The sequence below is a fragment of the Pseudomonas sp. PVC-3-1 genome, from assembly GCF_057444315.1.
Genome location: NZ_CM172023.1, coordinates 6148727 through 6174113 on the forward strand (window position 1 = coordinate 6148727; position 25387 = coordinate 6174113).

Here is a 25387-nt window from a genome sequence, read left to right on the forward strand (position 1 = left end):
TGTTCGGGCGAGATTATTACGCCCATGCAGAAAGTCTCTTCCCGGAATGGCGGTTTATCCCACGGATGCAACTTTCTAGAATTACCCCATCTTCCCGCTTCCGCACTTTCCCTGCGGAAGACAACTCCTGACGTTGATATTGTGATTGCTCCTTCGACGTCCTTCGAGCCGCTCCTCTGGAGCGGCTTTTTTTATGCCCGAAAATCCCCACTGAACAAAAAGTGAGCGACCACCGAGCGAAGCGGTCCAACTCTGCGACAACGCGTTGTTTCCCTACGCGAACCACGGAGGCACCTCACCATGAGCGCAATGACCCTCGAAGGCTGGTGCAAGACCACCGCCGAGCAGAAGCCCACGCCGCTGGAAGACATCCGCTTCTACCTGACCGACGACGATCGCCTGCACCTGGAACAGGCCGAGGTGTACCTGCAGGAGAACGGCCAGCGGGAAATGATGGTCGATGCCGACCTCAACACCCTCGACCTGCACATGCCCGAAGGCTTCGGGCCGCTGGCCGACTGCATGTTCCGCGTGTACCTGGGAGGCGTGGAGCATCGCGGACAGTTCCACCTGGTCGGTCATCGGGCCAGCGACGGCAGCCTGATCTACACCAACGCCGTACTGATCGACCAACTGATCAACTGACCCAGCGCGTGCTTCAGCAACCTCCACCCCGCACTGCCGGGCGGAGGTTGCCGATGCACGCTCGTCGCTCTTGTCGCAGGCGGAGATTGTGGCCGCAGACCTACCCGTGATTTCATAAAGCCACCTGCGTCCGCCTGCCGCATGACCGGCGTGGCTGACAATCCAGAACGACGCCCATCCTCCGTTGAAGAAGCTACTATCGGATGCGAACTTCCAGTAAACCTGGGGTAAAGGAGTACGGGCGATATGACGGCCTGTTGCGTCTCGCTCGTCATGCCGGTGGCAATTGCGCCGTCCTGCTCATCGACATGCGCGGCCAGTTGCTCGGCCAGCTCGGCATCGACGGTGCCGGCGCCCTCTCCCTCGCCACCCTGCTGTCCCTCAATGCCACCACCCGTCCTCTGAGCCACCAGGGTCAACTCCTGAATCTGTTGAGCAGCCAGACGCTGCGCGACCAGGACGGATTCCCGCAGGCACGCCTGCTGCTGCTTGGCGAGGGCGCCAAGATGCTCAGCCCGGAACAGCAGACGCTGCTGGCCGACGTGCTGGAACTGGGCGAAGCCCTCCTCGACCGCGCCCGCGCACCGCAGAAGGAAAGCGAGCGGCGCATGGCCCTGGCGGTGGACGGCAGCGGCACCGGCATCTGGGACCGTCACGTGCCCACCGGCGAGATCCATTACTCCAGTGCCTGGAAGTCCCTGCTGGGCTATGGCGAGGACGAGATCGGCAGCCGCATCGAGGACGCCTACACTCGCGTTCACCCCGAAGACCTCGAGTACGTGCAGAACACCATGCGCGAACACTTCGAGGGCCGGAGCGAGGCCTACGAAGTGGAGCATCGCCTGCAGCACAAGGACGGCCACTACATCTGGGTATGCAGCCGCGGCAAGGTGGTGGAGCGTGACGCCGCCGGCAACGCCCTGCGCATGCTCGGTACCACCACCGACATCACCGCCCTGCGCGGTATGGCCGAGCAACTGCGCGAGAGCGTGGAACTGCTCACCGACCTGACCAATGAAATTCCCGGCATGGTCTTCCAGTTTCGCCGGCGGCCCGACGGCACCGGCGCCTTCCCCTATGTCAGCGCGGGGGTGATGGACATCTACGGCATTCCGGCCGAGCAGATGCAGCACAACTCCGTATTCCTGCGCGACCTGATCCACCCCGAGGACCTGCCCGCCTGCCTCGCCTCGCTGGAAACCTCCGCGGCCCACCTGCAACCCTGGCGGCACGAATACCGCGTGCAGATTGCCGGACGCGGCACGCTCTGGCGCCAAGGCAACGCGCACCCCAAACGCCTGCCCGACGGCAGCCTGATCTGGCACGGTTTCATCACCGACATCACCGAACGCAAACGCATCGAAGCAGAACTGCAGGTGCTGGCCACCACCGACTTCCTCACGCAGTTGCCCAATCGTGGCCATTTCATGCGCCTGATCGAGGCGGAACTGGGCCGAGTACAGCGCTCGACGACGCACAACGCGGCGATCCTGATGTGCGACATCGACCACTTCAAGGCAATCAACGACCGCTGGGGTCACGCCGTGGGTGACGAAGCCCTGCGCCACTTCGCCAGCATCCTCGGGCGCGACATCCGCCGCGTCGACTTTGCCGGGCGAATGGGCGGCGAGGAATTCGCCGTGGTGCTGGGCGACGCCGACATCGCCGCCGCCCAGGTCTTCGCCCAGCGCCTGCAGCAGCAATTGCTGGAGCAACCGCTGATGCAGGGCGGCCAGCGCATCCCGCTGAGCATCAGCATCGGCATCGCGGCACTGGAGGCCTCCGACGCCTCCGCCGAGGCTGCACTCTCACGCAGCGACAGCGCGCTCTACCGGGCCAAGCAGAACGGCCGCAACCGCATCGAGCACCACTGAAGGCAAACCCGCGAGGCAGAGCGTGCCGCCGGCGCGGGCGTTGCCGATCCTGAACGGCCGCCGTGAAAAAGCGTGCAGAATTTTTCACCACAATGAACCAGCGTTTTAAATAATGGACTTTTCAGCACGTCTGGATATTTATAAAAATCCTTTAAAACCAATTACTTGCAATAATTGTCCGACAAGATTTCGGCCATTATTTTTGACGCTCGTCGTCGAATTCGTTTGACATATTTAACGGCTCTGGCAGGCTGGTAGGCAGGTTTCGACCGGGAAACTTCGCCTTCTGTGCGCTCCCGGCAGTGCTCGGGGCCTCAGGTAGCGCGCCTTTCCGCTGCGCGCCTGCACAAAAACGATGGGCTGCAGCCCGTCCAAAGGTGACATATGTCCAACAGCAACATTGGCAACAAGAAACAGACTCTCCGTAAACCCGTCGTCCTGATGTCCATGGGCAGCCAAGAGCGCAAAGGCCACGACTATCAGGTAATGACCCACAAATACATCGTGCCCCTGGTTGAACAGTCCGATTGCGTGCCAGTACTGGTACCGACCTGCTGCGGCATCGAAGACCTCGAGCAATACCTGGACATGGCCGACGGCGTGTACCTGACCGGCGCCGGCAGCAACATCGATCCGACCCTGTATGGCCAGGAGAACGAAACTCCCGGCAAGGGCCAGGACAAGGACCGCGACAACTTCGACATCCCGCTGATCAAGGCCGCCATCGCGCGTGGCCTGCCGATCTTCGGTATCTGCCGCGGCATGCAGGAAATCAACGTGGCCCTGGGCGGCGATATCTACCAGAAGGTCTACGCCGAGCCCGGCTTCAATGACCATCGCGAGAATCCCGAAGACCCGGTCGACGTGCAGTACAGCCAGGTCCACGGCGTGCGTCCGCAAGCGGGCAGCTGGCTGCAGAAGCTGCTGGGCGACGAGATCCGCGTCAACTCGCTGCACGGCCAGGGCCTGAAGAACCTGGGCAAGGGCATCGAAGCCATCGCCCACGCTGAAGACGGCCTGGTCGAGGCGATTCACGCTCCGACCCTCTCGCCTTTCCTCTTCGCGGTGCAGTGGCACCCGGAATGGCAGGCAGCGAAGAACCCCGACTCGGTGAAGATCTTCCAGGCGTTCGGTGATGCTTGCCGCGCGCAGGTGAAGAAGAAGCAGGCTCGCGCACTCGCTGCCTGATTCGCTTCCCGGTCATGAAAAAGCCCGGCCCTTGAGCCGGGCTTTTTCGTTTCTGCTCACTCTAGGAGCCAGCTTGCTCGCGACAGCTCTTGCTCCGGCATTGGGCGGTTCGCGAGCAAGCTCGCTCCTACATGAGAAAGCGCAGCTCGATAAAAAAGCGCAGCTCGTCATTCGCGCTGCGAATGGCGCGCCCTGCACGCCCTTGAGGGCTGCGCGGGCTAACCTTGGCGGTCAGCGATTCCGCTTGATCAACGAAGGAACAGCCATGAGCGACGACCTCTTCTCCCTGGCCGGCAAGACCGTCCTGATCACCGGCGCCTCCAGTGGCATCGGTGCGCACCTGGCGCATGTAGCCGCCCGTGCGGGTGCCCGCGTGGTGTTGGCGGCACGTCGCACCGAGCGCCTGGCGCAGCTGGCTGAGGCCATCCGCGCCGCGGGCGGCGAAGCCCATGCCGTGGCGCTGGATGTGACCGACCGCGCCAGCGTCGAGGCCGCCTTCGACAGCGCCGAGGCACAGTTCGGCGTGGTCGACGTGGTGCTCAATAACGCCGGCATTGGCAACGGCCAGCGCGCGCTGGAGGTCAGCGAGGAAGACTGGCGCGCCATGCTGTCCACCAATCTCGACGGGGTCTGGCGCGTCGCCCAATGCGCAGCGCAGCGCCTGGCCAAGGCAGGATGCGGCGGCAGCATCGTCAACATTGCCTCGATCCTCGGCCTGCGCGTGGGCGGCGGCTACAGCCATTACTGCGCGGCCAAGGCCGGCGTGGTGCAGCTGAGCAAATCCCTGGCGCTGGAACTGGCGCGCTTCAACATAAGGGTCAACGCCATCGCGCCCGGCTACTTCAAGACTGAAATGAACGACGCCTACTTCGACAGCGACAAGGGCCAGGCCTACATCCGCGACACGGTACCGATGCGCCGCCTCGGCCAGTTGCAGGAGCTGGAAGGCCCCTTCCTGCTGCTGGCCAGCGATGCCGGCGCCTTCATGACCGGCGCCGTGCTGGCCGTGGACGGCGGCCACCTGGTGAGCAGCCTCTAGAACGAATCGACCAGGGCCCCACCCAACGCACCCAGCAGCACCAGCGTCCAGGGGGGCAGGCGGCCACTGAGCAGCACCAGAAAGGCCAGCGCGACCAGGGAGATGTCGAGCAGACCAACGATGGTCTCACTGCCGATGGGATGGATCAGCGCCGCCAGCAACAGACCGACCACGGCGGCGTTCACCCCGGCCAGCGCCGCGCGCAGACGACGCTGGCGGCGCAGGCTCTCCCAGAACGGCAAGGCGCCGAGCACCAGCAGGAACGACGGCAGGAAGATCGCCACCAGGCAAAGCAGCGCACCTGCCACGCCGCCCGGTTCAGCGATGGCAGCACCGAGGAAAGCGGCGAACGTGAACAGCGGCCCCGGCAACGCCTGCGCCGCGCCGTAGCCTGCGAGGAAGGTCTGTGCATCGACCCAGCCAGGATTGACTACCGCGCTCTGCAACAGCGGCAGCACCACATGCCCGCCACCGAAGACTAGGCTGCCGACACGGTAGAAGGCGTCGAACTGCGCAAGCCAGGGCACATGCCACGCAGCCGCCAGCACGGGCAGCAGCGCCAGCAGCGCGAAGAACAGCAGCAGGTAGAAGCCGCCCCGACGACGGGACGTCGACTGACCCGGGCTCACCGAATCGCTCGCAGCGGATGGCCGCAGCCCGCCCATGCCCATCAGCGCAGCCGCGAGGATCACCAGCAACTGCACAGCCATGCCAGGCCACCGCAACGCCACGGCGGTCACCAGGATCATCAGCCCCTGGCGCTGCCAGTCCGGGCACAGCGACTTGGCCATGCCCCACACGGCGTGGGCCACCACGGCGACCGAGACCAGCATCAGCCCATGCAGCGCGCCGGCAGGTAGCCATTGGCCATGCCGTGAGAGCCCCAGGGCGACCAGCCACATCAGCCCTGCCGAGGGCAGGGTGAACCCGATCCATGCGACCAGCGCGCCCCACTGCCCCGCGCGCAGGGCGCCCAGCGCCATGCCCAGCTGGCTGCTGGCAGGGCCGGGAAGGAACTGACAGAGGGCGATCAGATCGGCGTAGTGCGCTTCATCCAGCCAGCGCCGCCGACTGACGAATTCCTCGCGGAAATAGCCCAGGTGCGCCACCGGCCCGCCGAAGGAGGTCAGGCCCAGGCGCAGGAAGATCAGGAAGACAGTCCAGAGGGAATCGCGCGGCGTCGGTTCGGTCATGGGGTGTGGTCGGGCAGGTCGGTCGAACAGTGTGGCAGTTTGATATTTCACTGCAACTCAACGGTCGAGTTCGCGAATCCTCTGCTCCAGGAAGCGCCGCTCCGGCTCCAGTGTCGCCAGCTCCAGGGCACGCTCGTAAGCGGCACGCGCCTCCGTGCGGCGCTCCAGTCGACGGTAGAAATCGGCGCGGGCGGCATGGGCCAGGTGGTAGTCGCGCAGTTCGCCCCGGGCGAGGATGGCGTCCACCTGCGCCAGCCCGGCTTCCGGTCCATCGCGCATGGCCAGGGCCACGGCGCGGTTGAGTTCGATCACCGGCGAAGGCTGCATGGCCAGCAGGAGGTCATAGAGCCCGACGATCTCCGCCCAGTCAGTGCTGGCCATATCCGGCGCGGCGGCGTGCACGGCGGAGATGGCCGCCTGCAGGGTATAGGGGCCGATACGGCGGGTAGCGAGCGCAGCGGTGATCAGTTGCTGGCCCTCGTCGATCAGAGCACGGTTCCAGCGCGCACGGTCCTGGTTTTCCAGCAGGACCAGTTCGCCGTCTTCTGCGGTGCGCGACTCGCGCCGGGATTCGTGCAGCAGCATCAGCGCGAGCAGGCCCATCACTTCGGCTTCGGGAAGCAACTCCAGCAACTGCCGGCCCAGGCGGATGGCTTCGGCGGAGAGGTCGGTGCGGGTCAGCGAGTCGCCGGCCGAAGCCGAATAGCCTTCGTTGAACACCAGGTAGATGACCCGCAGCACGCTGGCCAGGCGCTCGGGCAATTCGGCCGCTTCGGGCACCTGGTAGGGAATCTGCGCGTCGCGGATCTTCGCCTTGGCGCGGACGATGCGCTGGGCGATGGTCGGGGGCGCGGCGAGGTAGGCGCGGGCGATTTCCTCGGTCTTCAGGTCGCAGACTTCGCGCAGGGTCAGCGGCACCTGCGAGTCCGCCGGCAGCGCCGGGTGGCAGCAGGTAAAGATCAGCCGCAGGCGGTCGTCCTCGACGCTTTCGTCGGCCAGTTCCTCCACTGATTGCGCGTCGATCTCCAGTTGCTCGGCGATCTGCGTCAGGGAGGCGTCGAAACGCGAACGCCGGCGCAGGCCGTCAATGGCCTTGAAGCGCCCGGCGGACACCAGCCAGGCACGCGGGTTGGCCGGCACGCCGTCGCGTCGCCACTGGTCCACGGCGGCGACGAAGGCTTCGTGCAGCGCCTCCTCGGCGAGATCGAAGTCGCCCAGCAGGCGGATCAGCGTGGCCAGCACCCGGCGCGATTCGCGGCGGTAGATGTCGTCCACCACATCGCGCAGGGGCTGGGTAACGTACTCGTGCATGCGGGCCGGTGTCCTTGGCGTGGAAGGTCTGCCTATCCTGCACGGATTCTCGTCAGGCGGGGAGATGACCGGACGGGTGCGTCGGGGAGATCGTTGCGGGTTGTTTCGTTACGCCGAGGCCAAGGGATTGCTGTAGGAGCGAGCTTGCTCGCGAACCTCGCCGGGTACCCGCGGCATCAGGCGGTTCGCGAGCGAGCTCGCTCCTACAGGTACAGTTCAAGGCTTGGCAGTGAACAACGCCCCCTCTTCGCCGGCCGCAGCATGAGCGGCTCTTCGTAGGAGCGAGCTTGCTCGCGAACCTCGCCGGGCACCCACGGCATCAAGCGGTTCGCGAGCGAGCTCGCTCCTACAGGTACAGTTCAAGGCTTGGCAGTGACAACGGGCGCTCTTCGCCGGGCCGCAGCATGAGCGGCTCTTCGTAGGAGCGAGCTTGCTCGCGAACCTCGCCGGGCACCCACGGCATCAAGCGGTTCGCGAGCGAGCTCGCTCCTACAGGTACAGTTCAAGGCTTGGCAGTGAACAATGCCCCCTCTTCGCCGAGCCGCAGCATGAGCGGCTCTTCGTAGGAGCGAGCTTGCTCGCGAATCTCGCCGGGTACCCACGGCATCAAGCGGTTCGCGAGCGAGCTCGTTCCTACAGTTCAGGTCAGGGTTTGGCGTCGAATAGCAACTGTCCCGTCGCTGGATCGAAGGGAAGGGAGAAGTGCTCGTGGGCGATCTTCCACTGGCCCGCTTCGCGTCGCAGGCCGACCGTGACGCGCACCCAGGAGGCATTGTACTGGCCCTTTTCGTCGATGCCGCCACAGTGGGCGAGGTAGTGCCCGAAGGCGCTCTCGCCGCCACCCTCGAAGCTCAGCTGGTGCATCTCGAAGGTGGGCTCCTTGCACATCTGCGTACAGTCGCGCCAATGGCTGGCGTAGGCCTCGACGCCCTGGAATTGCAGTTGCTTCACCGCATCGAAGGCGAGGATGTCGCGGGTGTAGTGGCGGATGACGCCCTCCACATCCGAGGCACGGACGGATTTCAGCCAGCTCTCCAGCAGCGCGTGAAGCTCGGCGTGGGCGGCGTTCTTTTCAGCGGCAGTCATGGGGTTCTCCTCGTTCTGATGACGGATCAGGAACCGCAGCAGCTGTGCGGCGGCGCGGCTTGGTCGTAGTCGTCGTGGAAGCGCGTCCAGTTCATCCCCTTGCCCTGGTAGTCGGGCATGCCACCCCAGCCTTCGCCGCGCCCCAGCGGGGTGAGGTCGAGCAGGTGGTAGGTGAACAACGGCGCCTCCAGCCCGCGACCGTAGGTCGAGTAGCTGTGGAAGACCTGGTCGCCGTCGCGCAGGAACACGCTCATGCCCGGCTGCTCGCCGCGTACGTGGTAGTCCTGGCCGAGGCGCTCCAGCTCCGCCTTGTCACGATAGTTGTATTCCACCGGGGCGACCGATTCGTCGACGCTGACGTGGAAGTCATAGTTGAAGTCGCTGCCCAGCGACGAGTACCAGGGGAACTGCCAGCCCATGCGGGCGCGGAACGGCGCGATCTCCTCCAGCGGCGCGCGGGAGACCATGGCGAAGGTGGTGCCACGGGCATGCAGGTGCTCCAGCCGACCGATGTTGTCGATAAGGAAGGAGCAGCCTTCGCAGCCCAGCCCGGTGTCGCGGTGGAACATGAAGTGGTAGACGATCAGCTGCGGCCGCCCTTCGAACAGATCGAGCAGACGCAGCGGACCGTGCGGACCTTCGAAGCGATAGTCCTTGTCGATGCGCACCACCGGCAGTTCGCGGCGTTGGGCGCTGAGCGCGTCGCGGGCGTGGGTGGCGGCCTTTTCCTGCTCCAGCAGGCGAATGCGCGCCTGCCGCCAGGCGGCCGGGGAGACCACGCGAGGCATCTCTGGAAAAGCAGAACGCTGGTTAGCCAGTTTCATATCGCACGCTCCTGGGGACGCTCCGGGGAAAGCTCCCGCTGCTCGTGGGACCGGACGCGGCGCTTGCCGCGCAGGCGGGTGACGGCAAAGGCGCTGATGCCGCCGGCGGAAAGAACGCTGGTCACGGCCAGCGTCAGGGTCGATACACACAGAGGGCACACGGCTCGCCTCCTTCAGGTTGCGGCTTGCATCAGCCCTTCTCGGCCAGCACCTTGAGGTTGGCCAGGCCCGCCTCGAAGTCCTTGCCGACCATGCGGTCCACGTCGATGAACAGGTGCATGATCTTCGCCACGAAGGGCACCGGGCCGAACATCGCCCAGGTCACTTCGGTGCCGCCGTCACGCGGCACCAGGGTGAATTCGGCGGTGTTGCTGGCCTTGAACGGCTTGAGGAAATCCAGGGCGATGGTGGTGCGGCTGCCGGGGTCGTTCTCGACGATTTCCATCCGCCCGGCGCCCGCCTTGCCATTGCCTGACCAGGCATACACCGCACCGCGACCTTTCTCGTTGCCGGAAAAGCTGCGCTGCATGCCCGGGTCGAGGGCCTCGAAGGGCGACCACTGCTGCCACTGATGGAAGTCCTCGATGTAGCCCTGGACCTTCTCCGGCGGCGCCTGGATGCGCAGGGAGCGCTCCACGCGGAAGGTGCCCGGACGATTCGCCGCCAGCACCAGGATCACCACCACGGCCACGACTACAACCAACGCAATCCACTTGAGCATTCCATCCTCCTGATGTCGCTTTCACATGAATCGCCGCGGCTCAACGCCCGGCGAAGTAACGGTCCCAGTCGCGCACCGGGCGGACTTCCACCGCGCCCAGGCGGCCGCTGGGAATACGCTCGGCGATCTGCAGCGCCTCGTTGAGGTCGCGGGCGTCGATCAGCACGAAGCCGCCCAGGTATTCGCGGGTCTCGGCAAACGGCCCGTCGGTGATCGACAGCCCCGCCGCGCCATGGCGCAGCGTCGTGGCGGTCTCCACCGTTTCCAGCGCCTCCGAGGCGAGCACCCGGCCGGCGCGGCGCTGGTGTTCGTCGTTGGCGAAGCACTCGTCCATCAGACGGCAATACTCCCCATCCGACAGGCTGGAGAGCCGCTGGTCATCCACGTAGATCAGGCAGAGGTACTTCATGGTCGTCTCCGGCGCGCGCTGTGCTTGCAGTTACCTCATAGTCGAAGCGCGCGGGCAGGAATCGACAGCCGGGTGAAGATTTTTTCCCCGCAGGCTCCGGCAGTCCCTCGGACAGCCGCGGCGAATCGCTCTGCAACAGTCATTTTCGCCGTTCGTCAGCGGCGCACCTGCGCTTTCAGATTCGTCTCAGAGAGTTCCGCGCATTCAGAAGAGAAGATGGCCGTGGGAAAAAACCCTGACCATGGAGCTCAAGAGAATGAAACTTCACGCAACCGCCCTGGCTGTCGCAGCGACCTTCGCTGTGCCGGGACTTGCCTTCGCCGCCAACACCATCAACTTCAGTGGTGAAGTGACCGACCAGACCTGCTCGGCCGTGGTCGATGGCAACACCGACCCGACCGTGATCCTCGACAGCGTCCCGGTCAGCGCCCTGAACGGCAGCGTCGGCCAGACCACCGGCGAGACCAGCTTCACCCTGCAGCTGACCGGTTGCGCCGCGCCCAGCGGTGCCGACGAGCATTTCACCACCCTGTTCCAGGCCACCAACGCCACTGCCTCGGGCAACCTGACCAACACCGCCACCAGCGGCGCCACCGGTGTGGCCCTGCAGCTGCTCGACGGCCCGGCCGGCAACCCGGTGAACCTGGCGGGCGGCGCGGCCGTGGCCGCCGGTGACATCGTCCTCGCCGACGGTGAAACCAGCGCCAGCTACGACTACGCGGTGCAGTACATCTCCGAAGCCACCACCGTGACCCCCGGTCCGGTTCTTGGCTCGGTGACCTACACCCTGCGCTACGAGTGATACCCCGCGGCACCGCCCCCCGGTGCCGCCTCCCCGCATTGCGCCGCGTCGTTCAGGGGTGATCGCACGCCGAACGACCCGGCAAGACAGGTGAACCGGATGAACGCCCTCCCACTGCGCCCGCTTCGCGCGGCGACGCTCGCGCTCGCCCTGCTGGCATCCTTCACCGCCACGCTCGCCCAGGCCAGCGTGGTGATCACCGGCACCCGTGTCATCTACCCCGGCGACGCCCGGGAAAAGACCGTGCAGCTGACCAACAAGGATGGCTTCCCCAACGTCATCCAGGCATGGATCGACGTCAACGATCCCGCCTCCGCGCCGGATACCGCCAAGGCCCCCTTCGTGGTGAACCCTTCGGTGTCGCGCATGGCGCCCGGCAGCGGCCAGACCCTGCGCATCCTCTACACCGGCTCCGGGCTGCCCCAGGACCGCGAGTCGCTGTTCCACCTCAACGTGCTGCAGATTCCACCGCGCAATGCCGCCAAGGCCGACCAGAACCAGATGCTGCTGATGCTGCGCAACCGCCTGAAGCTGTTCTACCGCCCGGCTGCCATTGCCGGCAGCCCGGAGCAGCTGCCCGAGAAGCTGCGCTTCTCTCTCGTGCAGAGCGGCAGCGGCTGGAGCGTGAAGGTGGAGAACCCGACCGGCTACCACGCCTCCTTCGGCGGCGCGACGCTCAGCGTTGGCGAGCGTCAATGGAAGCTGCAGCCAGGCATGATCGCGCCCATGGGCCAGGCCCAATGGCAGGCTGAAAAGCCTTCGGCACTGCCCGCCGGACCTGTGCGACTGTCCGCCCTGCTGATCAACGACTACGGCGCAAGAGTGGAACTTCGCCATGACCTGCCGCGTTGATTTCAGCCATGGACCGCTGCTGCCCTTCGCCCTCGGAACCCTCGCCATGGTGGTCGCGGGCCTGGCCCAGGGCGATGCGGACTACCGCTTCGACGACAGCCTGCTGATGGGATCGGGACTGGCCGGCGGCAGCCTGGAGCGCTTCAACCGCGCCGACCAGGTGGACCCTGGCACCTATCACGTCGATCTCTACCTCAACGGCCAGTACGCCACCCGCGCCGAAGTGGAAATGCGCCAGCACGGCGAACGCGCCGAGCCCTGCTTCAGCGAGCGCTTCCTACGCCAGAGCCTGGGCGCGCGCCCCGACCCGAAGGCCGGCAAGGACGACCAGGGCATCTGTCACTGGCTCAGCGAGCGCCTGCCCGAATCGACCTGGAATCTCGACACGGCGCGCCTGCGCCTGGACCTCTCGGTGCCTCAGGCGCTGCTCGACATCAAGCCACGCGGCTATGTCAGCCCGGATGAGTGGGACGCTGGCAGCACCATGGGCTTCGTCAACTACGACGCCAACCTCTACCGTTCGAGCTTCGAAGGCTCCGGCAGCGGCGGTGACTCGAACTACGGCTACCTCGGCCTGAACGGCGGCGTGAACCTCGGCCTGTGGCGCCTGCGTCACCAGTCCAACTACACCTATTCCAGCTACGCGGGGAACACCCGCAGCGACTGGAACAGCATCCGCACCTACGCCCAGCGCGCACTGCCGGGAATACGCAGCGAACTGACCCTGGGCGACAGCTACACCGAGGGCAATCTGTTCGGCAGCATGGGCTACCGCGGCGTGCGCGTGGCCACCGACGACCGCATGCTGCCGGACTCGCAACGCCAGTACGCGCCGCAGGTGCGCGGTACCGCGAACACCAATGCGCGGGTGGTGATCAGCCAGAACGGCCGGAAGATCCATGAAACCACCGTGGCGCCCGGCCCCTTCGTCATCGACGACCTCTACGGCACTGCTTACGACGGCGACCTGGACGTGCAGGTAATCGAGGCCGACGGCAGCGTCTCGCGCTTCTCCGTGCCCTTCTCCGCCGTGCCCGAGTCCATGCGCCCCGGCCTGTCGCGCTACAGCGCCACGGTCGGCCAGGCGCGCCAGTACAGCGACGGCAACGACCTGTTCGGCGACCTGACCTACCAGCGCGGCCTGACCAACGCCCTCACCGCCAACCTCGGCGCGCGCGTCGCCGAGGACTACCTGGCCGTGCTCGGCGGCGGCGTGCTGGCCACGCCCTACGGCGCGTTCGGCATGAACACCACCTTCTCCAGCGCCACCGTGGAAAACAACCAGCGCAAGCAGGGTTGGCGCGTCGGACTGAACTACAGCCGGACCTTCCAGCCAACCCAGACCACCCTGACCCTGGCCGGCTACCGCTACTCCACCGAAGGTTATCGCGACCTCGGCGATGCACTCTCCGCCCGCGATGCCAGCGACCACGGCGACACCTGGGATTCGAGCAGCTACAAGCAGCGCAACCAGTTCACCCTGCTGGTCAACCAGGGCCTGGGGCAGTACGGCAACCTCTACCTGTCCGGATCCACCGCCGACTACTACGACGGCAAGAGCCACGACACCCAGTTGCAGCTCGGCTACTCCAATACCTGGCGCCAACTGAGCTACAACCTTTCCTACTCGCGCCAGCAGACCACCTGGTACCGCGACGTGAACGACGACTACGACCCGTCGCAGCCGCCGCAGTACAACCTGCAACACGGCAGCAACCGCAACAACACCCTGACATTGAGCCTTTCCATGCCGCTGGGCTCCAGCAGCCGCGCGCCGAACCTCAGTGCCATGGCCTCGCGACGCTCCGGTGACAGCAGCGGCAGCACCTATCAGACCGGCCTCAACGGCACCCTGGGCGAGGACCGTACCCTGAGCTACGCCCTCTCCGCCGGGCGCGATAGCGAAGGCCAGGGCACCGACTTCAACGGCAGCGTGCAGCAGCAGACCTCGGTGGCCACGCTCAACGCCGGCTACGCCGAAAGCTCCAGCTACCGCCAGGTCAACGGCGGCCTGCGCGGCGCGGCGGTGCTGCACAGCGGCGGCCTGACCCTCGGGCCCTACGTCGGCGACACCTTCGCCCTGGTGGAAGCCAAGGGCGCCAGCGGCGCGGGTGTGCGCGGCGGCCAGGGTGCACGGGTGGACAGCAACGGCTATGCCGTGGTGCCGTCGCTCTCGCCCTACCGCTACAACCCCATCAGCCTCGACCCGCAAGGCATCGACGAAAACGCCGAGCTGGTGGAAACCGAACGCAAGATCGCGCCCTACGCCGGCGCCGCCGTGCGCGTCGAGTTCAAGACCCTCACCGGCCACCCCCTGCTGATCCAGGCCAAGCTGCCCGATGGCCAGCCGCTGCCGCTGGGCGCCGACGTGCTCGACGGCAATGGCGTGAACATCGGCATGGTCGGCCAGGGCGGGCAGGTCTATGCCCGCGCCGAAGGAGAGAAGGGCCGACTGCGCGTGCAGTGGGGCGAGCGCAAGGAAGACGCCTGCCAGCTTCCCTATGACCTCAAGGGCACCGACCTGGATCAGGTACTGGTGCGCCTGCAGGCCACCTGCCTTCCGGAGGTACCATGACCACTATCCTGCGCAGCCTGCCGCTGCTCGCCCTGCTGCTCGCGCCGACGGCCTGGGCCACTTGCTACAAGGTGATCGCCGTCGGCAGCGCCACCACCACCTCCAACACCTCGATCCGCCCTGGCGAGGGTGTGGCCGGGGCCTGGCCCGGCGATGGCGCTTGCGACACCTGCAATGGCTCACTCGGCCTGCCCAGCGTGATCAACGTCAGCGATGCCAGTTTCCAGCCCGACGGCAGCCTGATCGCCAGCGCCGTGTCACCCATCACCCAGTACGGCAACTCCGCCGGCTACGACGCCGAGCGCGTGTTTTTCCGCTGCGCACCGGGAGACGCGGTCTACGAGATGTTCTCCACCAACGCCGACGACCTCTACAGCGGCTGGTACCAGGGCGGCGACAGCGTGGGCAACTCCATCGGCCTGCAGTCCGCCTACCGCACCGCCTGGCCCAATGTGCTGCTGCGCCTGACCCACGTGGAAACCGGCCAGTACTTCACCGACGTCTGGCGCGAGCGTCAGCTCAGCGGGCTGGACATCGACTCGCGCGGTTTCCAGCTGGTCAAGGCGAAGAACCTCAGCGCAGTGCGCGCCGAACTCTTCAGGGCGCCGCTGGAGACCACCCAGGGTTATTCGCCCAATACGAAGTCGCAGCTGTATGGCCGCACCCAGCCCGCCGGCTACATCGCCATCAAGGGGCCGGGTCTGAACTACCCCACCGTCGGCCAGAGCCACTACGCCAACTACAGCGGCTGGCATTACAACTGGCCGGGCGCCATCGGCCTGTACGGCGACGTGACACTCAAGCGCTACCCGACCTGCGCGGTCACCAATGTCACGCCGCACGTGGTGTTCCCGTCGATCTCCATCGGCGAGATCAACGCCGGGGCCAACCGCGAGATGCCCTTCCAGGTCGACTTCAAATGCCAGAGCGGCGTGCTCAGCAGCACCACCCCCAGCACCAGCCAATCCGGCACCAGTGGCACCGCACTGGGCATCAAGGTCTCCGCCGGCGCGCTGGCCGCCTCCTCCGGGCTCGGGTTGGTCAATGCCAGCGGCGGACTGTCCTACCTGGTCTCCGACCGCTACGGCGAACCGGGCATGGCCCAGGGCGTCGGCATCCGCCTGCTGCGCAACGGCAGCACGATGAACCTGCTGGCCAACGAGGACTCCGCCAACGGCAGCAACGCCGAAGCGCGTGGCTGGTACCCGGTCATCGGTAGCGCCTCGAACAAGACCGGTGAAGTGGGCGGTATCTCCCAGTACAGCGAGACGTTCCGCGCCCGCCTGGAAAAGCTCAGCCTCGGCAGCATGCCCACCGTCACCCCTGGCCGCGTGGAAGCCACCGCGCAGGTGGTGATCCGTGTGCAGTAAACGGCTGCTGGGACTCCTGCTCGGCCTGGGACTATTCGCCAGCGCACAGGTGCAGGCCGGCGTCACCGCCGAACGTACACGGGTGATCTTCGACGCAGGCCAGCACGAGGCTTCGCTGGCACTGGTGAACCAGAACAGCTACCCGGTCATCGTGCAGGCCTGGATCGACAACGGCGACCTCGACGCCGCGCCACAGACCGCGCAGGCGCCGATCATGCCTCTGCCCCCGGTATTCCGCCTGAACCCCGGCCAGCAGCGCAGCCTGCGCCTGCTGCATACCGGGGAAAAACTCCCCACGGACCGTGAGTCGCTGTACTGGCTCAACCTCTACGAGATTCCGCCGCAATCCAACGAGCCCTTGGCCGAAGGGCAGTCGCGCCTGACCGTCACCCTGCGCACCCAGATGAAGGTCATCTATCGGCCGCGCGCCCTGATGAAAGAGGCCGAGGAAGCTCCAGGCAAACTGGTCTTCCGCAGGGCCGGCCAGGCTGTGCAGGTGGAAAACCCCACCGCCTACTTCATTACCCTGGCCGGCGCCGAAGTACGCCAGGGCAACAGCGGTTCGCCGCTGCCGGCCGACCTGTTGCCGCCATTTTCGCAGCGCGTGCTGGAGCCCAAACAGGCCTTGCCGGCAGGTGCTGGGGAGGTGCGCTACCTGTGGATCGACGATGGCGGGAACAGCCAGCAGGGCGAGGCCGAGCTGCGCTGAGAGAGAGGCACCCGTCCGTGCCGGCTGGCGCCATCGTTTGTTTCTGCACCGAACAGTCCCCTCTCCCGCTTGCGGGAGAGGGTTAGGGTGAGGGGCTCTTGATCTGGCAGGAGCGGAGCCTCAGGAAGAGGACAGTTGGCCTACCATGGACTTCAGCATCGGGGCAGTTCGCGAGCAAGCTCGCTCCTACAGGCGCATCCTGGGCCCGGCTTACTGGAACAGATTGGCCATCACGCAGAACGTCAGCAGTGCCTGGTCGGTATCCACGTCCAGCTTGCGCATGGCGGAGATTTTCTGCGCACTCACCGTCTTCACGCTGCGGTTCAGCAGCAGCGCGATGTCACGCACGCTCATCCCCGAAACGAAGTGTCGCAGCACTTCGTATTCCTTTACCGACAGACTGGCGATGCGCCCTTCCACATCGTCCCCGCTGGCCAGCACGCTGCTCGAGGACTGCATGCCCGGTCCGCGGTAGATGCGATCTTGCGACAGCGCCTTGAGCGCCACCAGGATCTCGTTGAGGTCACCATTCTTCAGGATCACCCCCGACACGCCCAGGTCGTACAGGCTGGAAAGGATCAGCGGGTTGGACAGCATGGTGAGGATCAGGATGCGCGTGTCAGGGAAGTTGCGCAGGAGGAACTCGATCAGCTTGATGCCGTCGCCATAGGTCTGGTCGCCCGGCATGTTGTAGTCGGTGATAACGATGGCCGGGCGCTGTTCGCGGTACAGGGCCACCAGTTCGCTGGAGTTGTGCGCCTCGCCGATCACCTCGAAGCGATCATCCCGTTCGATCACCTCACGAACGCCCATCAGGACGATGGGATGGTCGTCCGCTAGTGCCACTCTGACTTTTTCCATGAGTTTTCTTGTGTCCCAACGTTTGCGATCGTCGGCCGGCCACAGGGCACGACCACTATTCCAGAGTAGCCCCGGTTACCGGACAGGCTCTCAGAGGCTGGCCAGGGCCGCCTCGATTCGTCCCATCAGCGCGTTCACCGCCGCGGACAGTTCCGGCCCGGCGGGCTGCGCGATCAGCGCTTGCTCCACCGCACCGCAGGCATCACTCAGACCATGGGCCTGGACCACCGCAAGCGCGCCCCGCAGGCGGTGCACCTGCTGACGGACGGTCGGCAGGTCGCTGACCTGCAGGGCGTCAGTCACCCCCTGCATATCCTGACGCATGGTACGCAGGAACAGCTCGCGCATCTTCTCCGAGACCTGAATGCGGTCCTGTACTGGCGCCTGGGTTTGCTTTTCGCTTTCCGCCGGCTCGGCCGCCGCATGGCCGCAGACCTTGAGCAGCCCGTCATGCAGCGTGCGCAGGCTCATCGGCTTGACCAGCCAGGCGTTCATGCCCACCGCCATGCAACGCTCGCCCTCCTCGCGCAACGCATTGGCGGTGACGCCGATGATCGGCAGCCAGCTGTCGTGGCGGCGCAACTCGCCGACCAGCTCGTAGCCATTCATCACCGGCATGTTCACATCGGTCAGCAGTGCGTCAAAAGCGCCGGGCGCCCAACGCTGCATGGCTTCGCGACCATTGCTGGTGAGCGTGACGCGACAGCCCAGCTCCTCCAGTTGCTCCTTGAGCAGGGCCTGGTTGATCGGGTTGTCCTCGGCCACCAGCACCCGCAGGCCGAGCTTGCCCAGGCGAGTGACACGGGGCGCGTGCCGCGCCTCGGCACTGCCTCCCTGCTGCGCCAGGCGCAAGGCCTGGGCGATGGCGGAAAGGTGGTAGAGGCTGACTTCCCAGCCCTGGCTGGACGCCTGCGGCTGCACGCTGGCCTCGGCCAGCGCGCGCACGCGCGGCCCGCTCCACAGTGGCTCGTGGCCGGTATCGAGCAGGTCCAGCAGCACCGCGCCGGACGGTGTATCGCTCGGCAGCTCCTCCTGGACCAGCGCCGAGCCCCCCCAGCAGTCGACCCAGGCGGCCAGGTTCTGCGCCAGCTCCTTCACCGGCGCCCGCACGTAAACCGGCTGCGGCAACAGCGGCCCGCCATCGGCCAGCGGCTGGGCGCGCTCCAGCACCGGCAGCGCCAGGGTGAAGGTGAAGCTGCTGCCCAGCCCGGTTTCGCTCACCACGCGCAGCTGTCCGCCCATCAATTGGCTCAGCCGCGCGCAGATCGACAAGCCCAGGCCGGTGCCGCTGACCGTGTGTTCATGGCCGTGGGCCTGGTAAAAGGGCTCGAACAGGCGTTGCTGCTGGGCGTCGGACATGCCGATGCCGGTATCGGTCACCTGCCACTGCAGGGCCGTCTCGCCCGACTCGCCGGCGACGATGCGCAAGCGCAGCACCACCCGACCGATGTCGGTGAACTTCAGCGCGTTGCTCAGCAGGTTGGCGAGAATCTGTCGGATGCGCGCGGCATCGCCGCGCACCAGCCCGGGAACGTTCGCATCGATGCAGGCGTAGAGCTGCAGCTCCTTGCCCTCGGCCACGCCGGCGTACCCGGCAACCACCTCCTCGGCCAATTCCAGCGGGTTGAACTCCATCTCCTCCAGGGCCATCTGCCCGGCCTCGATCTTGGACACGTCGAGGATGTCGCTGATCAGCTGCAACAGAGTCGAGGAGGAGCGCTGGATAGTGGCGAGATAATCGCGTTGCTGGCCGGTCAGCTCGGTCAGCCCGAGCAGTTCCAGAGTACCCAGCACGCCATAGAGCGGTGTGCGGATTTCGTGACTCATGGTGGCGAGGAACACCGATTTCGCCTCGCTGGCGGCATCCGCCGAGAGCTTGGCGTCGGCCAGCATCTGCTGCGCCTGCTTGTGCGCGCTGATGTCATTGAAGGCGCAGAGCACCACGTTCTCCCCTTGGTAGCGGGTCGGGGCGAAACTGGCGTGCAGGGCGCGTCCTTCCACTTCGAAGACCAGCTCGCCACTGCCCTCGCCGACTCTTCCGCTGAGGTCCCAGTCGCGGCTGATACGGCTGATGGCCTCGCCGTCGCCCAGCCACTGCGCGGCCAGGCGGTTCTGCATCACCACCTGGTGGCTGCCGTGGCGCAGTACGCAGAGCGCCACGGGCGCAGTCTGGATCACCGCGCGGCTGAACGCGTCGCTCTCGACTATCTCCAGGTGCGCGCGGCGCGCCGGCCTGATCACCCTGCGCGAGTACCAGCGGATGGCGAACCAGCCCCCGGCCAGGCTGCCGAGGATCAACGCCAGCCCGCCGATGAACTGCCACTTGGCATAGCGGAAGAAGCTGGCGTAGCCCAGCCGATAGAGCGCAGTCCAGCCCCCGTTGAATTCGCTGCGGACCTTGAACACCAGGCCGTCGGCGCTGAAGTTCAGGCCATCCTGGAAATCCTTCTCGCCGCCGGGAAAATCGATCAGCACCTGGCCGCCCGGCGAGATCAGCTCCAGCTCGTCGAACACCGGTCGGTCGAGAATCTGCTCCATGTCGTTGATACGCCCCAGGTCCAGCAGCGACACGGCAACGACACGGCGATCGAGGTCCGATTCCCACCACAGCGCATCGGGCAGGTCGAGGCTGACGTAGGCCAGCAGCTCGCGGGTAACGCCGCCGGTATAAGGCTGTGCCTGCGCCCAGTGCACCTGGATGTCGCTGCGCTTGGGCGAACGCTCTTCCAGCGCCTCGCCCACGCGATCGATCACCGTCAGGTAGTTGCCCCGGGTCAGCGGCCGCTGACCACGGAAGTTGCCGATCGAGGGCACCGCGAGGCTGGTGGGGCCGTGCAGATCGAGCACCAGCACCTGCGGTGAAGGGAAGGACGAGGCACTCCAGTAGCTGCTGTAGAAATTTGCCAGCATCACCCCGAAGGAGAAAGTGCCGGGCCGCTCCCCCGGGCCGATCTGACGCACCTGCTGCGCGAGGGTGAAGGACATGGCGAAGGAGAACTCGCGTCCCTCGTGGATCTCCATGCCGTTTTCGCGGATCAGCATGCGCCGCTGCAACGGGATCACGTCCAGGTCCTGGCGCTGCGTGGACTCGTCACTCTGCTGGGCGATACGGTTGAGGAAGGCCTCGTGCTCGTGGATGTCCCCCACCAGCCGGGTGAAGTGGAAATGCACCTTGTCCCGCTCTTCCTGCACCACCCGGCCCAAGGCCCAGTAGCAGGCGCCCACCAGCATCAGGGCGAGGGAAACGGCGCACAGCAGCACGACGTTCAGGCGCAGCGACGTGCTGGCCAGTTTACGAATCGAGCCGTGGTCATGTTCCTTCATGCATAGCATCCGGTGTCGCGGAAAGTGGCGGCGGAGGGCCCGCCGGATACCAGCAGACTGTAGATGTGAGTACGGGATAAGGCGACCCGACGACCGTTGGCAGGCCGACGATCGCCCTGGCATCGGCGATATGTCTGCCGTGGATCAATGAGCCATGGCAGAGCGTTCCTGGAGCAACTGGCGGGTGAATACCGCCGGCGGCACCGCCTCGGAAAACAGGAAACCCTGGGCGCAATCGCAGCGCAGGCGGCGCAGCAGCGCCAGCTCTTCCGGGTGTTCGACGCCCTCGGCGATCACCTCCAGCCCCAACTGCCGGCCGAGCTTGACGATGCTCTCCAGCGCCGCCGCCAGCCCATCGTCATCCACGCAGCCATGCACCAGCGCGCGATCGATCTTCAGCTCGGTGAATGGCGTCGAGACCAGGTTGTACAGGGAACTGTAGCCCTGGCCGAAATCGTCCTGCGCAAGGCCGAAGCCCTTCATGCGCAGGCGGCAAGTGCCGGCATAGTAGTTGGCCGGGGTCGCCGTGCTGCTGCATTCGAGCAGTTCGAAGACGATGTGCGCCGGCACTCCGCCACGGGCGGCGACGAAGGTGGCGAGGCGGTCGGGCAGTTCGGGATTGTCCAGCAGGTGGGTCGGAAGGTTCACCGCCACCGACAGGTGAAAACCCAGTTGGCCCCAGTCGGCCTGGGCCTGCAACGCCTGATCGAGCACCGTCCAGAGCAGCGCTTCGTCGAGCCCGGCGGCGGTCAGGGCATCCATGAAACTGCCCGGCTGCAACACACCGTGGCAAGGGTGTTCCCAGCGCACCAGCGCCTCCGCGGCGACGATGCGACCATCGATCAGCGAGGCCTTGGGCTGGAACCAGGCGCAGAACTGTCGCTGCGCCAGGGCCTGCTCCAACTCTTCCCGGGTCGGCGGAGTGATGGCCGGCGCGCGGTACTGCTCCGCGCGCTCCAGGCGTGAGACGAGCTTCTCCAGCAGACGCCGAACGACCGGTGCGCGGGCCGGCTTGGCGATCTGTTCGAGCACAGTGATGCCATGGGCGCGGGCCACCATGCAGGCACTGCCCATCAGCGAGCGCGACGCCGAGCTCATGATCGCCAGCAGTGGCGGATGGCTCAGCGCAGCCAGTCGCTGGATCAGCTGCACGCCGTCCAGGCCGGGCATCATCAGGTCGCTGACCACCAGGTCGAAGCGCTCCTGCTCCAGCCAGCGCAACGCTTCGGCGCCGTCCTCGGCGGCACGCAGGTGTCGCACGCCCTGTTCACGGAACAGATTGAGCAGGTACTCCCGCTGGAAAGGCTGATCTTCGACGATCAGGATTCGCTGATGTCGCACGGCTGCACCTCCGCGGGCAGGCTGGTCAGGCATTGGCGCAGGGTGCGCAGGTCCACCGGCTTGAGCAGGCAGAGGTTCATGCCAGCGGCGAGGCAACGTTCGTTTTCCTCGTGCATGGCGTTGGCGGTGGCGCCGATGATCGGCCCGCGATAGCCACGCAGGCGCAGCGCACGGGCCAGTTCGTAGCCATTGAGATGGGGCATATTGACGTCCGTGAGCACCACGTCGAAGGCCTCCGGCTGCCAGCGCGTGAGGGCCTGCCGGCCATCGACAGCGAGCTCGACCGTGCAGCCGAGGGTTTCCAGCTGGTCGCGCAGGATCAGCTGGTTGATCGGGTTGTCCTCCACCAGCAGTACATGCAGGCCAAGGCCGATATCCGGCAGCGTCTCGGCCAGGCGCGACGCCTCGCCGCTGGTGCAGCCCTGCGCGGCCGCCAGGGCACGGCGCAAGCCTTCGAAGTTATAGCGGCCCACATGCCAGTCGCAGCCTTCCTGGCGCGGCTGCTCGCCGCCCAGGTCGGTCACCAGCACCCGGCAGCCGCGCCAGGAAGGCTGCGGCTTGCGGTCGTGGGGATTGAAGCGAAGGTCCACCAGCACGCTGGAGGCGTCGTCCTCGATTGGCTGGTCCGCCGTCGCCACCTGCGCCCGTGCACCCCAGCGGGTGATCCAGCCACAGAGGCTCTCGGCGAGCTCACGGATGGGCGCATGCACCCACACCATCGAGTTGGCCAACCGAAGGTCGCCGCTGCTCTGGCGGTCCACGCACTGCAGGGGCAGGCTGAGGGAGAAGCTGCTGCCCAGGCCAACGTCGCTGACCACGCGCAACTGCCCGCCCATCAGCTCCGTGAGCCGCTTGCAGATCGACAGGCCGAGCCCCGTGCCGCCGGCCATGCGCGTGTTGCCGGAGACCTGGTAGAAGGCATCGAAGAGATGTGCCTGTTGATCCTCGGGGATGCCGATGCCGGTGTCGGCCACCTGCCAGTGCAGGATATCCAGCCAGTCTTCACCAGGCTCTGCACGTACGCGCAGGACGATGCGCCCACTGTCGGTGAACTTCACCGCATTGCTCAGCAGGTTGTTGAGGATCTGGCGTATGCGCGTAGCGTCGCCCAGCACCCGCTCGGGCATCTGCGAGTCACAGCAGGCATAGATCTGCAGGCCCTTGGCGCGGGCGGCGGCGGCGTATGCCTGGACGCTGTCGAGGGTCAGCTCCAGCGGCGAGAACTCCACCGGATCCAGGCCCAGTTGGCCGACCTCGATCTTCGACACGTCAAGCACGTCGCTGATCAGTTGCAGGAGGGTCGACGACGAGCGCTGGATGGCGCGCAGGTAGCCGGACTGCTGGTGGTCCAGCGCCGTGCGGCCGAGCAGCTCCAGGGTACCGAGCACGCCATAGAGCGGTGTGCGGATTTCATGGCTCATGGTCGCCAGGAACAGCGTCTTGGCTTCGTTGGCGGTGTCAGACAGGCGCTTGGCTTCGGCCAGCGCAGCCTCGGTCTGCTTGCGCGCACTGATGTCGCTGAAGGCGCAGCACAGCACTTCCTCACCCTTGTAGCGGGTCGGTGTGTAGCTCAGGTAGAGGTGCCGCCCAGTGTGGGTTTCCACCTCCTCCGAACCACCCTCCTCGCCACTGTTGAAGCCCCGCTCCAGCCAGCCGTGGCTCCAGTAGCGGCGCTCGTCGCCACTGCCCAGCCATTGCTGGGCGAGACGGTTTTCCAGCACCACCTCGGCGTCGTTCCGGCGCAGCACGCAGAGCGCCACCGGCGCGGTCTGGATCATCGCGCGGTGGAAGCCTTCGTTCTCTACCAATGCATTCAGGCGATGCTGCGCCGGGCCGATCAGGCGCCGGTTGATGCGCCGGCACATGGCCCACACCAGCAGCGAGCAACCCAGCAGGAATGCCAGCGAGGCGAGCACCCGCGGCCACATCGGCACCAGCAATTCGGAGAGGTTGAAGTAATAGATCAGCGACCAATCGGAACTGCCCAGGTGCTTGAGCAGCGCCAGGTGACTGGGCAGCACGCCGGGGCCGCTGAAGGCGAAGTTGTCGCCCTCCCACAGGTCGCTGAACTGCAGGCCGAGCTGCGGCGTGACCGCGCTGCCGAGGATGGTCCGGTGATCATGGTCCAGCAGCAGGAAGCGCCCGGCCTCGGGCACGCCGAAGGCCGCAGCGAGATCGGCGCCGAACAGTTCGAGCCCCAGCCAGCCGTTGTCGCGCTCGCTGGTGACGCGGGTGAACAGGTATTGCCGCGTCTGCGGGTCGGTCGGGTCCGCGAGCCAGCGGACCTGCCGCTCCTCCTTCGGCGTACCGGGCTGTCCCAGTGCTTCGAGCACCGATGGCGGCACCACGGCGTTGAGCGCTGGCGCCCCGTAGAGCCGGGTCACCGTGCGATTCGGGGCGGGCGAGACATAGATCAGGTTCAGCCGCTTGGCTTCCATCTCCGACAGGTCGCGCCCGGACAGCGCCAGGCTCCAGCTGGAGCCGGGCTCGCCCAGGGTGACGAAAACCTGCTCGTGGGGCGGCACCGGCACGCTCAGCTGACGCCACTGTACCAGCGGCTCGCGGGCCTTCCAGGTCACGCCACGGCTGATGTGCTCCAGCAACGACTCGCGCTGGCCGAGGTAATCCTGGGCCTCGTACATGGCCGCATTCATCTGCCGGCGCAACTGCGACACTTCACTGTTGAAGCTCGCGGCGAGGAACAGGCTCAAGGTGAAGAACAGGCAGGCGATCACCACCCAGGCCAACAGACGAAGGAGCTTTCGGGCTGCCTTCGGGGTGGAAAAGGACGAATCCTGGCGACGAAGGAACTGCTTGAGTTTCATGCCCGCCAGCCTGGCGAAAAGCAGGCCAGGCTGACATCAGACAAATCTAAAAAGTGTGGAAGTGCGGGTTACCGCCCGTCTCCACCGGATGCAAAAACAAATGCATATGCCAGGCATATGCTAGAGTATACAAACAGGTTCCCCAATCCGCACCCCCGGAGGTACCCATGCCCACAACGACCGTCTCGCTGTTCCGCAATGGCAAGAATCAGGCAGTCCGTATCCCCAGGGACATGGAATTCAGAGGCGTCACCGAGCTGGTAATGACTCGTGAGGGCGATACCCTCACGCTGCGTCCGTCGCGACCGACCTGGAGCAGCCTGGCCGCCCTGGAGCCTATCGACGCCGACATACTGGGTGATCGGCCCGCCGTGATCGAACCCGGCCGGATCGACTTCAGCGAAAACGAGGAGTGACCCTTGGCCTCTCCCGTTACTT

Annotated in this window: 21 protein-coding genes; 10 read left to right on the forward strand and 11 right to left on the reverse strand. The window is 66.0% G+C overall.

Annotated features, from left to right (window positions below; genetic code table 11):
- The first annotated feature begins 300 nt into the window (after window positions 1-300).
- From AC2T4A_RS28345 to AC2T4A_RS28360, 4 genes are all read left to right on the forward strand, one after another.
- Window positions 301-645 carry a hypothetical protein gene (locus tag AC2T4A_RS28345; protein WP_416751541.1) on the forward strand — a complete coding sequence of 115 codons (345 nt, stop codon included), beginning with the start codon at window positions 301-303 and terminating at the stop codon, window positions 643-645.
- Between the two features lie 203 nt (window positions 646-848).
- Window positions 849-2519: a sensor domain-containing diguanylate cyclase gene (locus AC2T4A_RS28350; protein ID WP_486742347.1), complete on the forward strand. Its 1671-nt coding sequence runs from the start codon at window positions 849-851 to the stop codon at window positions 2517-2519.
- Window positions 2520-2903: 384 nt separating this feature from the next.
- Window positions 2904-3707, forward strand: coding sequence for a gamma-glutamyl-gamma-aminobutyrate hydrolase family protein (locus AC2T4A_RS28355; protein ID WP_416751537.1), 804 nt, complete (start codon window positions 2904-2906; stop codon window positions 3705-3707).
- A gap of 265 nt (window positions 3708-3972) precedes the next feature.
- Complete coding sequence (locus AC2T4A_RS28360; protein WP_486742349.1) at window positions 3973-4746, forward strand: SDR family NAD(P)-dependent oxidoreductase; 774 nt, start codon at window positions 3973-3975, stop codon at window positions 4744-4746.
- Here AC2T4A_RS28360 and chrA read toward each other — a convergent pair.
- From chrA to AC2T4A_RS28395, 7 genes are all read right to left on the reverse strand, one after another.
- Complete coding sequence (gene chrA, locus AC2T4A_RS28365; RefSeq protein ID WP_416751532.1) at window positions 4743-5939, reverse strand: chromate efflux transporter; 1197 nt, start codon at window positions 5937-5939, stop codon at window positions 4743-4745. The two genes, AC2T4A_RS28360 and chrA, sit on opposite strands and share 4 nt — an antisense overlap.
- A gap of 57 nt (window positions 5940-5996) precedes the next feature.
- The gene (locus AC2T4A_RS28370) at window positions 5997-7250 is read right to left on the reverse strand and encodes an RNA polymerase sigma factor (RefSeq protein ID WP_486742350.1); all 1254 of its coding nucleotides are present in this window, start codon (window positions 7248-7250) and stop codon (window positions 5997-5999) included.
- A gap of 645 nt (window positions 7251-7895) precedes the next feature.
- Complete coding sequence (locus AC2T4A_RS28375) at window positions 7896-8336, reverse strand: YybH family protein (protein ID WP_478377239.1); 441 nt, start codon at window positions 8334-8336, stop codon at window positions 7896-7898.
- Between the two features lie 26 nt (window positions 8337-8362).
- Complete coding sequence (locus AC2T4A_RS28380) at window positions 8363-9124, reverse strand: DUF899 domain-containing protein (protein ID WP_416744972.1); 762 nt, start codon at window positions 9122-9124, stop codon at window positions 8363-8365.
- 32 nt (window positions 9125-9156) lie between these two features.
- Window positions 9157-9321, reverse strand: coding sequence for a hypothetical protein (locus AC2T4A_RS28385; protein ID WP_486742351.1), 165 nt, complete (start codon window positions 9319-9321; stop codon window positions 9157-9159).
- 29 nt (window positions 9322-9350) lie between these two features.
- Window positions 9351-9881 (reverse strand): SRPBCC family protein, encoded by a 531-nt coding sequence (locus AC2T4A_RS28390; protein WP_486742352.1) that lies wholly within the window; start codon window positions 9879-9881, stop codon window positions 9351-9353.
- A gap of 40 nt (window positions 9882-9921) precedes the next feature.
- Window positions 9922-10290 carry a YciI family protein gene (locus AC2T4A_RS28395; RefSeq protein WP_486742353.1) on the reverse strand — a complete coding sequence of 123 codons (369 nt, stop codon included), beginning with the start codon at window positions 10288-10290 and terminating at the stop codon, window positions 9922-9924.
- Between the two features lie 256 nt (window positions 10291-10546).
- On the opposite strand from AC2T4A_RS28395, the gene AC2T4A_RS28400 reads away from it, so the two are divergent.
- The 5 genes from AC2T4A_RS28400 to AC2T4A_RS28420 all read left to right on the forward strand — a co-directional run bounded on the left by AC2T4A_RS28400 (window position 10547) and on the right by AC2T4A_RS28420 (window position 16598).
- The gene (locus AC2T4A_RS28400) at window positions 10547-11092 is read left to right on the forward strand and encodes a fimbrial protein (protein WP_416744942.1); all 546 of its coding nucleotides are present in this window, start codon (window positions 10547-10549) and stop codon (window positions 11090-11092) included.
- 99 nt (window positions 11093-11191) lie between these two features.
- Complete coding sequence (locus AC2T4A_RS28405) at window positions 11192-11944, forward strand: fimbrial biogenesis chaperone (RefSeq protein WP_486742354.1); 753 nt, start codon at window positions 11192-11194, stop codon at window positions 11942-11944.
- Complete coding sequence (locus AC2T4A_RS28410) at window positions 11928-14519, forward strand: fimbria/pilus outer membrane usher protein (protein ID WP_486742355.1); 2592 nt, start codon at window positions 11928-11930, stop codon at window positions 14517-14519. The genes AC2T4A_RS28405 and AC2T4A_RS28410 overlap by 17 nt, the downstream gene beginning before the upstream one ends.
- Window positions 14516-15889: a fimbrial protein gene (locus AC2T4A_RS28415; RefSeq protein ID WP_486742356.1), complete on the forward strand. Its 1374-nt coding sequence runs from the start codon at window positions 14516-14518 to the stop codon at window positions 15887-15889. The genes AC2T4A_RS28410 and AC2T4A_RS28415 overlap by 4 nt, the downstream gene beginning before the upstream one ends.
- Window positions 15879-16598: a fimbrial biogenesis chaperone gene (locus tag AC2T4A_RS28420; protein ID WP_486742357.1), complete on the forward strand. Its 720-nt coding sequence runs from the start codon at window positions 15879-15881 to the stop codon at window positions 16596-16598. Before AC2T4A_RS28415 ends, AC2T4A_RS28420 begins: the two co-directional genes overlap by 11 nt.
- A 210-nt stretch (window positions 16599-16808) precedes the next feature.
- Here AC2T4A_RS28420 and AC2T4A_RS28425 read toward each other — a convergent pair whose 3' ends face one another.
- The 4 genes from AC2T4A_RS28425 to AC2T4A_RS28440 form a co-directional block, all read right to left on the reverse strand.
- Window positions 16809-17459 (reverse strand): response regulator, encoded by a 651-nt coding sequence (locus AC2T4A_RS28425; protein WP_416744937.1) that lies wholly within the window; start codon window positions 17457-17459, stop codon window positions 16809-16811.
- 90 nt (window positions 17460-17549) lie between these two features.
- On the reverse strand, window positions 17550-20783 hold the full coding sequence (locus AC2T4A_RS28430; protein WP_486742358.1) for a hybrid sensor histidine kinase/response regulator: 3234 nt from the start codon (window positions 20781-20783) through the stop codon (window positions 17550-17552).
- A 144-nt stretch (window positions 20784-20927) separates the two neighbouring features.
- Window positions 20928-22124 carry a response regulator cyclic di-GMP phosphodiesterase PvrR gene (pvrR, locus tag AC2T4A_RS28435; RefSeq protein ID WP_478377250.1) on the reverse strand — a complete coding sequence of 399 codons (1197 nt, stop codon included), beginning with the start codon at window positions 22122-22124 and terminating at the stop codon, window positions 20928-20930.
- A complete protein-coding gene (locus AC2T4A_RS28440; protein WP_486742359.1) occupies window positions 22103-24949 on the reverse strand; it encodes an ATP-binding protein in 2847 nt (948 codons plus the stop codon). The genes pvrR and AC2T4A_RS28440 overlap by 22 nt, the downstream gene beginning before the upstream one ends.
- Window positions 24950-25116: 167 nt before the next feature.
- Here AC2T4A_RS28440 and vapB point away from each other — a divergent pair, with 167 nt between their 5' ends.
- Entirely contained in the window at window positions 25117-25365 is a 249-nt protein-coding gene (vapB, locus tag AC2T4A_RS28445; protein WP_486742360.1) for a type II toxin-antitoxin system VapB family antitoxin, read from the forward strand.
- Window positions 25366-25387: the final 22 nt, after the last annotated feature.

Coding starts and splice junctions, on each gene's coding strand:
- AC2T4A_RS28345 (WP_416751541.1), top strand. CDS start 301: ATGAGCGCAATGACCCTCGAAGGCTGGTGCAAGACCACCGCCGAGCAG.
- AC2T4A_RS28350 (WP_486742347.1), top strand. CDS start 849: ATGCGAACTTCCAGTAAACCTGGGGTAAAGGAGTACGGGCGATATGAC.
- AC2T4A_RS28355 (WP_416751537.1), top strand. CDS start 2,904: ATGTCCAACAGCAACATTGGCAACAAGAAACAGACTCTCCGTAAACCC.
- AC2T4A_RS28360 (WP_486742349.1), top strand. CDS start 3,973: ATGAGCGACGACCTCTTCTCCCTGGCCGGCAAGACCGTCCTGATCACC.
- chrA (WP_416751532.1), bottom strand. CDS start 5,939: ATGACCGAACCGACGCCGCGCGATTCCCTCTGGACTGTCTTCCTGATC.
- AC2T4A_RS28370 (WP_486742350.1), bottom strand. CDS start 7,250: ATGCACGAGTACGTTACCCAGCCCCTGCGCGATGTGGTGGACGACATC.
- AC2T4A_RS28375 (WP_478377239.1), bottom strand. CDS start 8,336: ATGACTGCCGCTGAAAAGAACGCCGCCCACGCCGAGCTTCACGCGCTG.
- AC2T4A_RS28380 (WP_416744972.1), bottom strand. CDS start 9,124: ATGCCTCGCGTGGTCTCCCCGGCCGCCTGGCGGCAGGCGCGCATTCGC.
- AC2T4A_RS28390 (WP_486742352.1), bottom strand. CDS start 9,881: ATGCTCAAGTGGATTGCGTTGGTTGTAGTCGTGGCCGTGGTGGTGATC.
- AC2T4A_RS28395 (WP_486742353.1), bottom strand. CDS start 10,290: ATGAAGTACCTCTGCCTGATCTACGTGGATGACCAGCGGCTCTCCAGC.
- AC2T4A_RS28400 (WP_416744942.1), top strand. CDS start 10,547: ATGAAACTTCACGCAACCGCCCTGGCTGTCGCAGCGACCTTCGCTGTG.
- AC2T4A_RS28405 (WP_486742354.1), top strand. CDS start 11,192: ATGAACGCCCTCCCACTGCGCCCGCTTCGCGCGGCGACGCTCGCGCTC.
- AC2T4A_RS28410 (WP_486742355.1), top strand. CDS start 11,928: ATGACCTGCCGCGTTGATTTCAGCCATGGACCGCTGCTGCCCTTCGCC.
- AC2T4A_RS28415 (WP_486742356.1), top strand. CDS start 14,516: ATGACCACTATCCTGCGCAGCCTGCCGCTGCTCGCCCTGCTGCTCGCG.
- AC2T4A_RS28425 (WP_416744937.1), bottom strand. CDS start 17,459: ATGGAAAAAGTCAGAGTGGCACTAGCGGACGACCATCCCATCGTCCTG.
- AC2T4A_RS28430 (WP_486742358.1), bottom strand. CDS start 20,783: ATGAAGGAACATGACCACGGCTCGATTCGTAAACTGGCCAGCACGTCG.
- AC2T4A_RS28440 (WP_486742359.1), bottom strand. CDS start 24,949: ATGAAACTCAAGCAGTTCCTTCGTCGCCAGGATTCGTCCTTTTCCACC.
- vapB (WP_486742360.1), top strand. CDS start 25,117: ATGCCCACAACGACCGTCTCGCTGTTCCGCAATGGCAAGAATCAGGCA.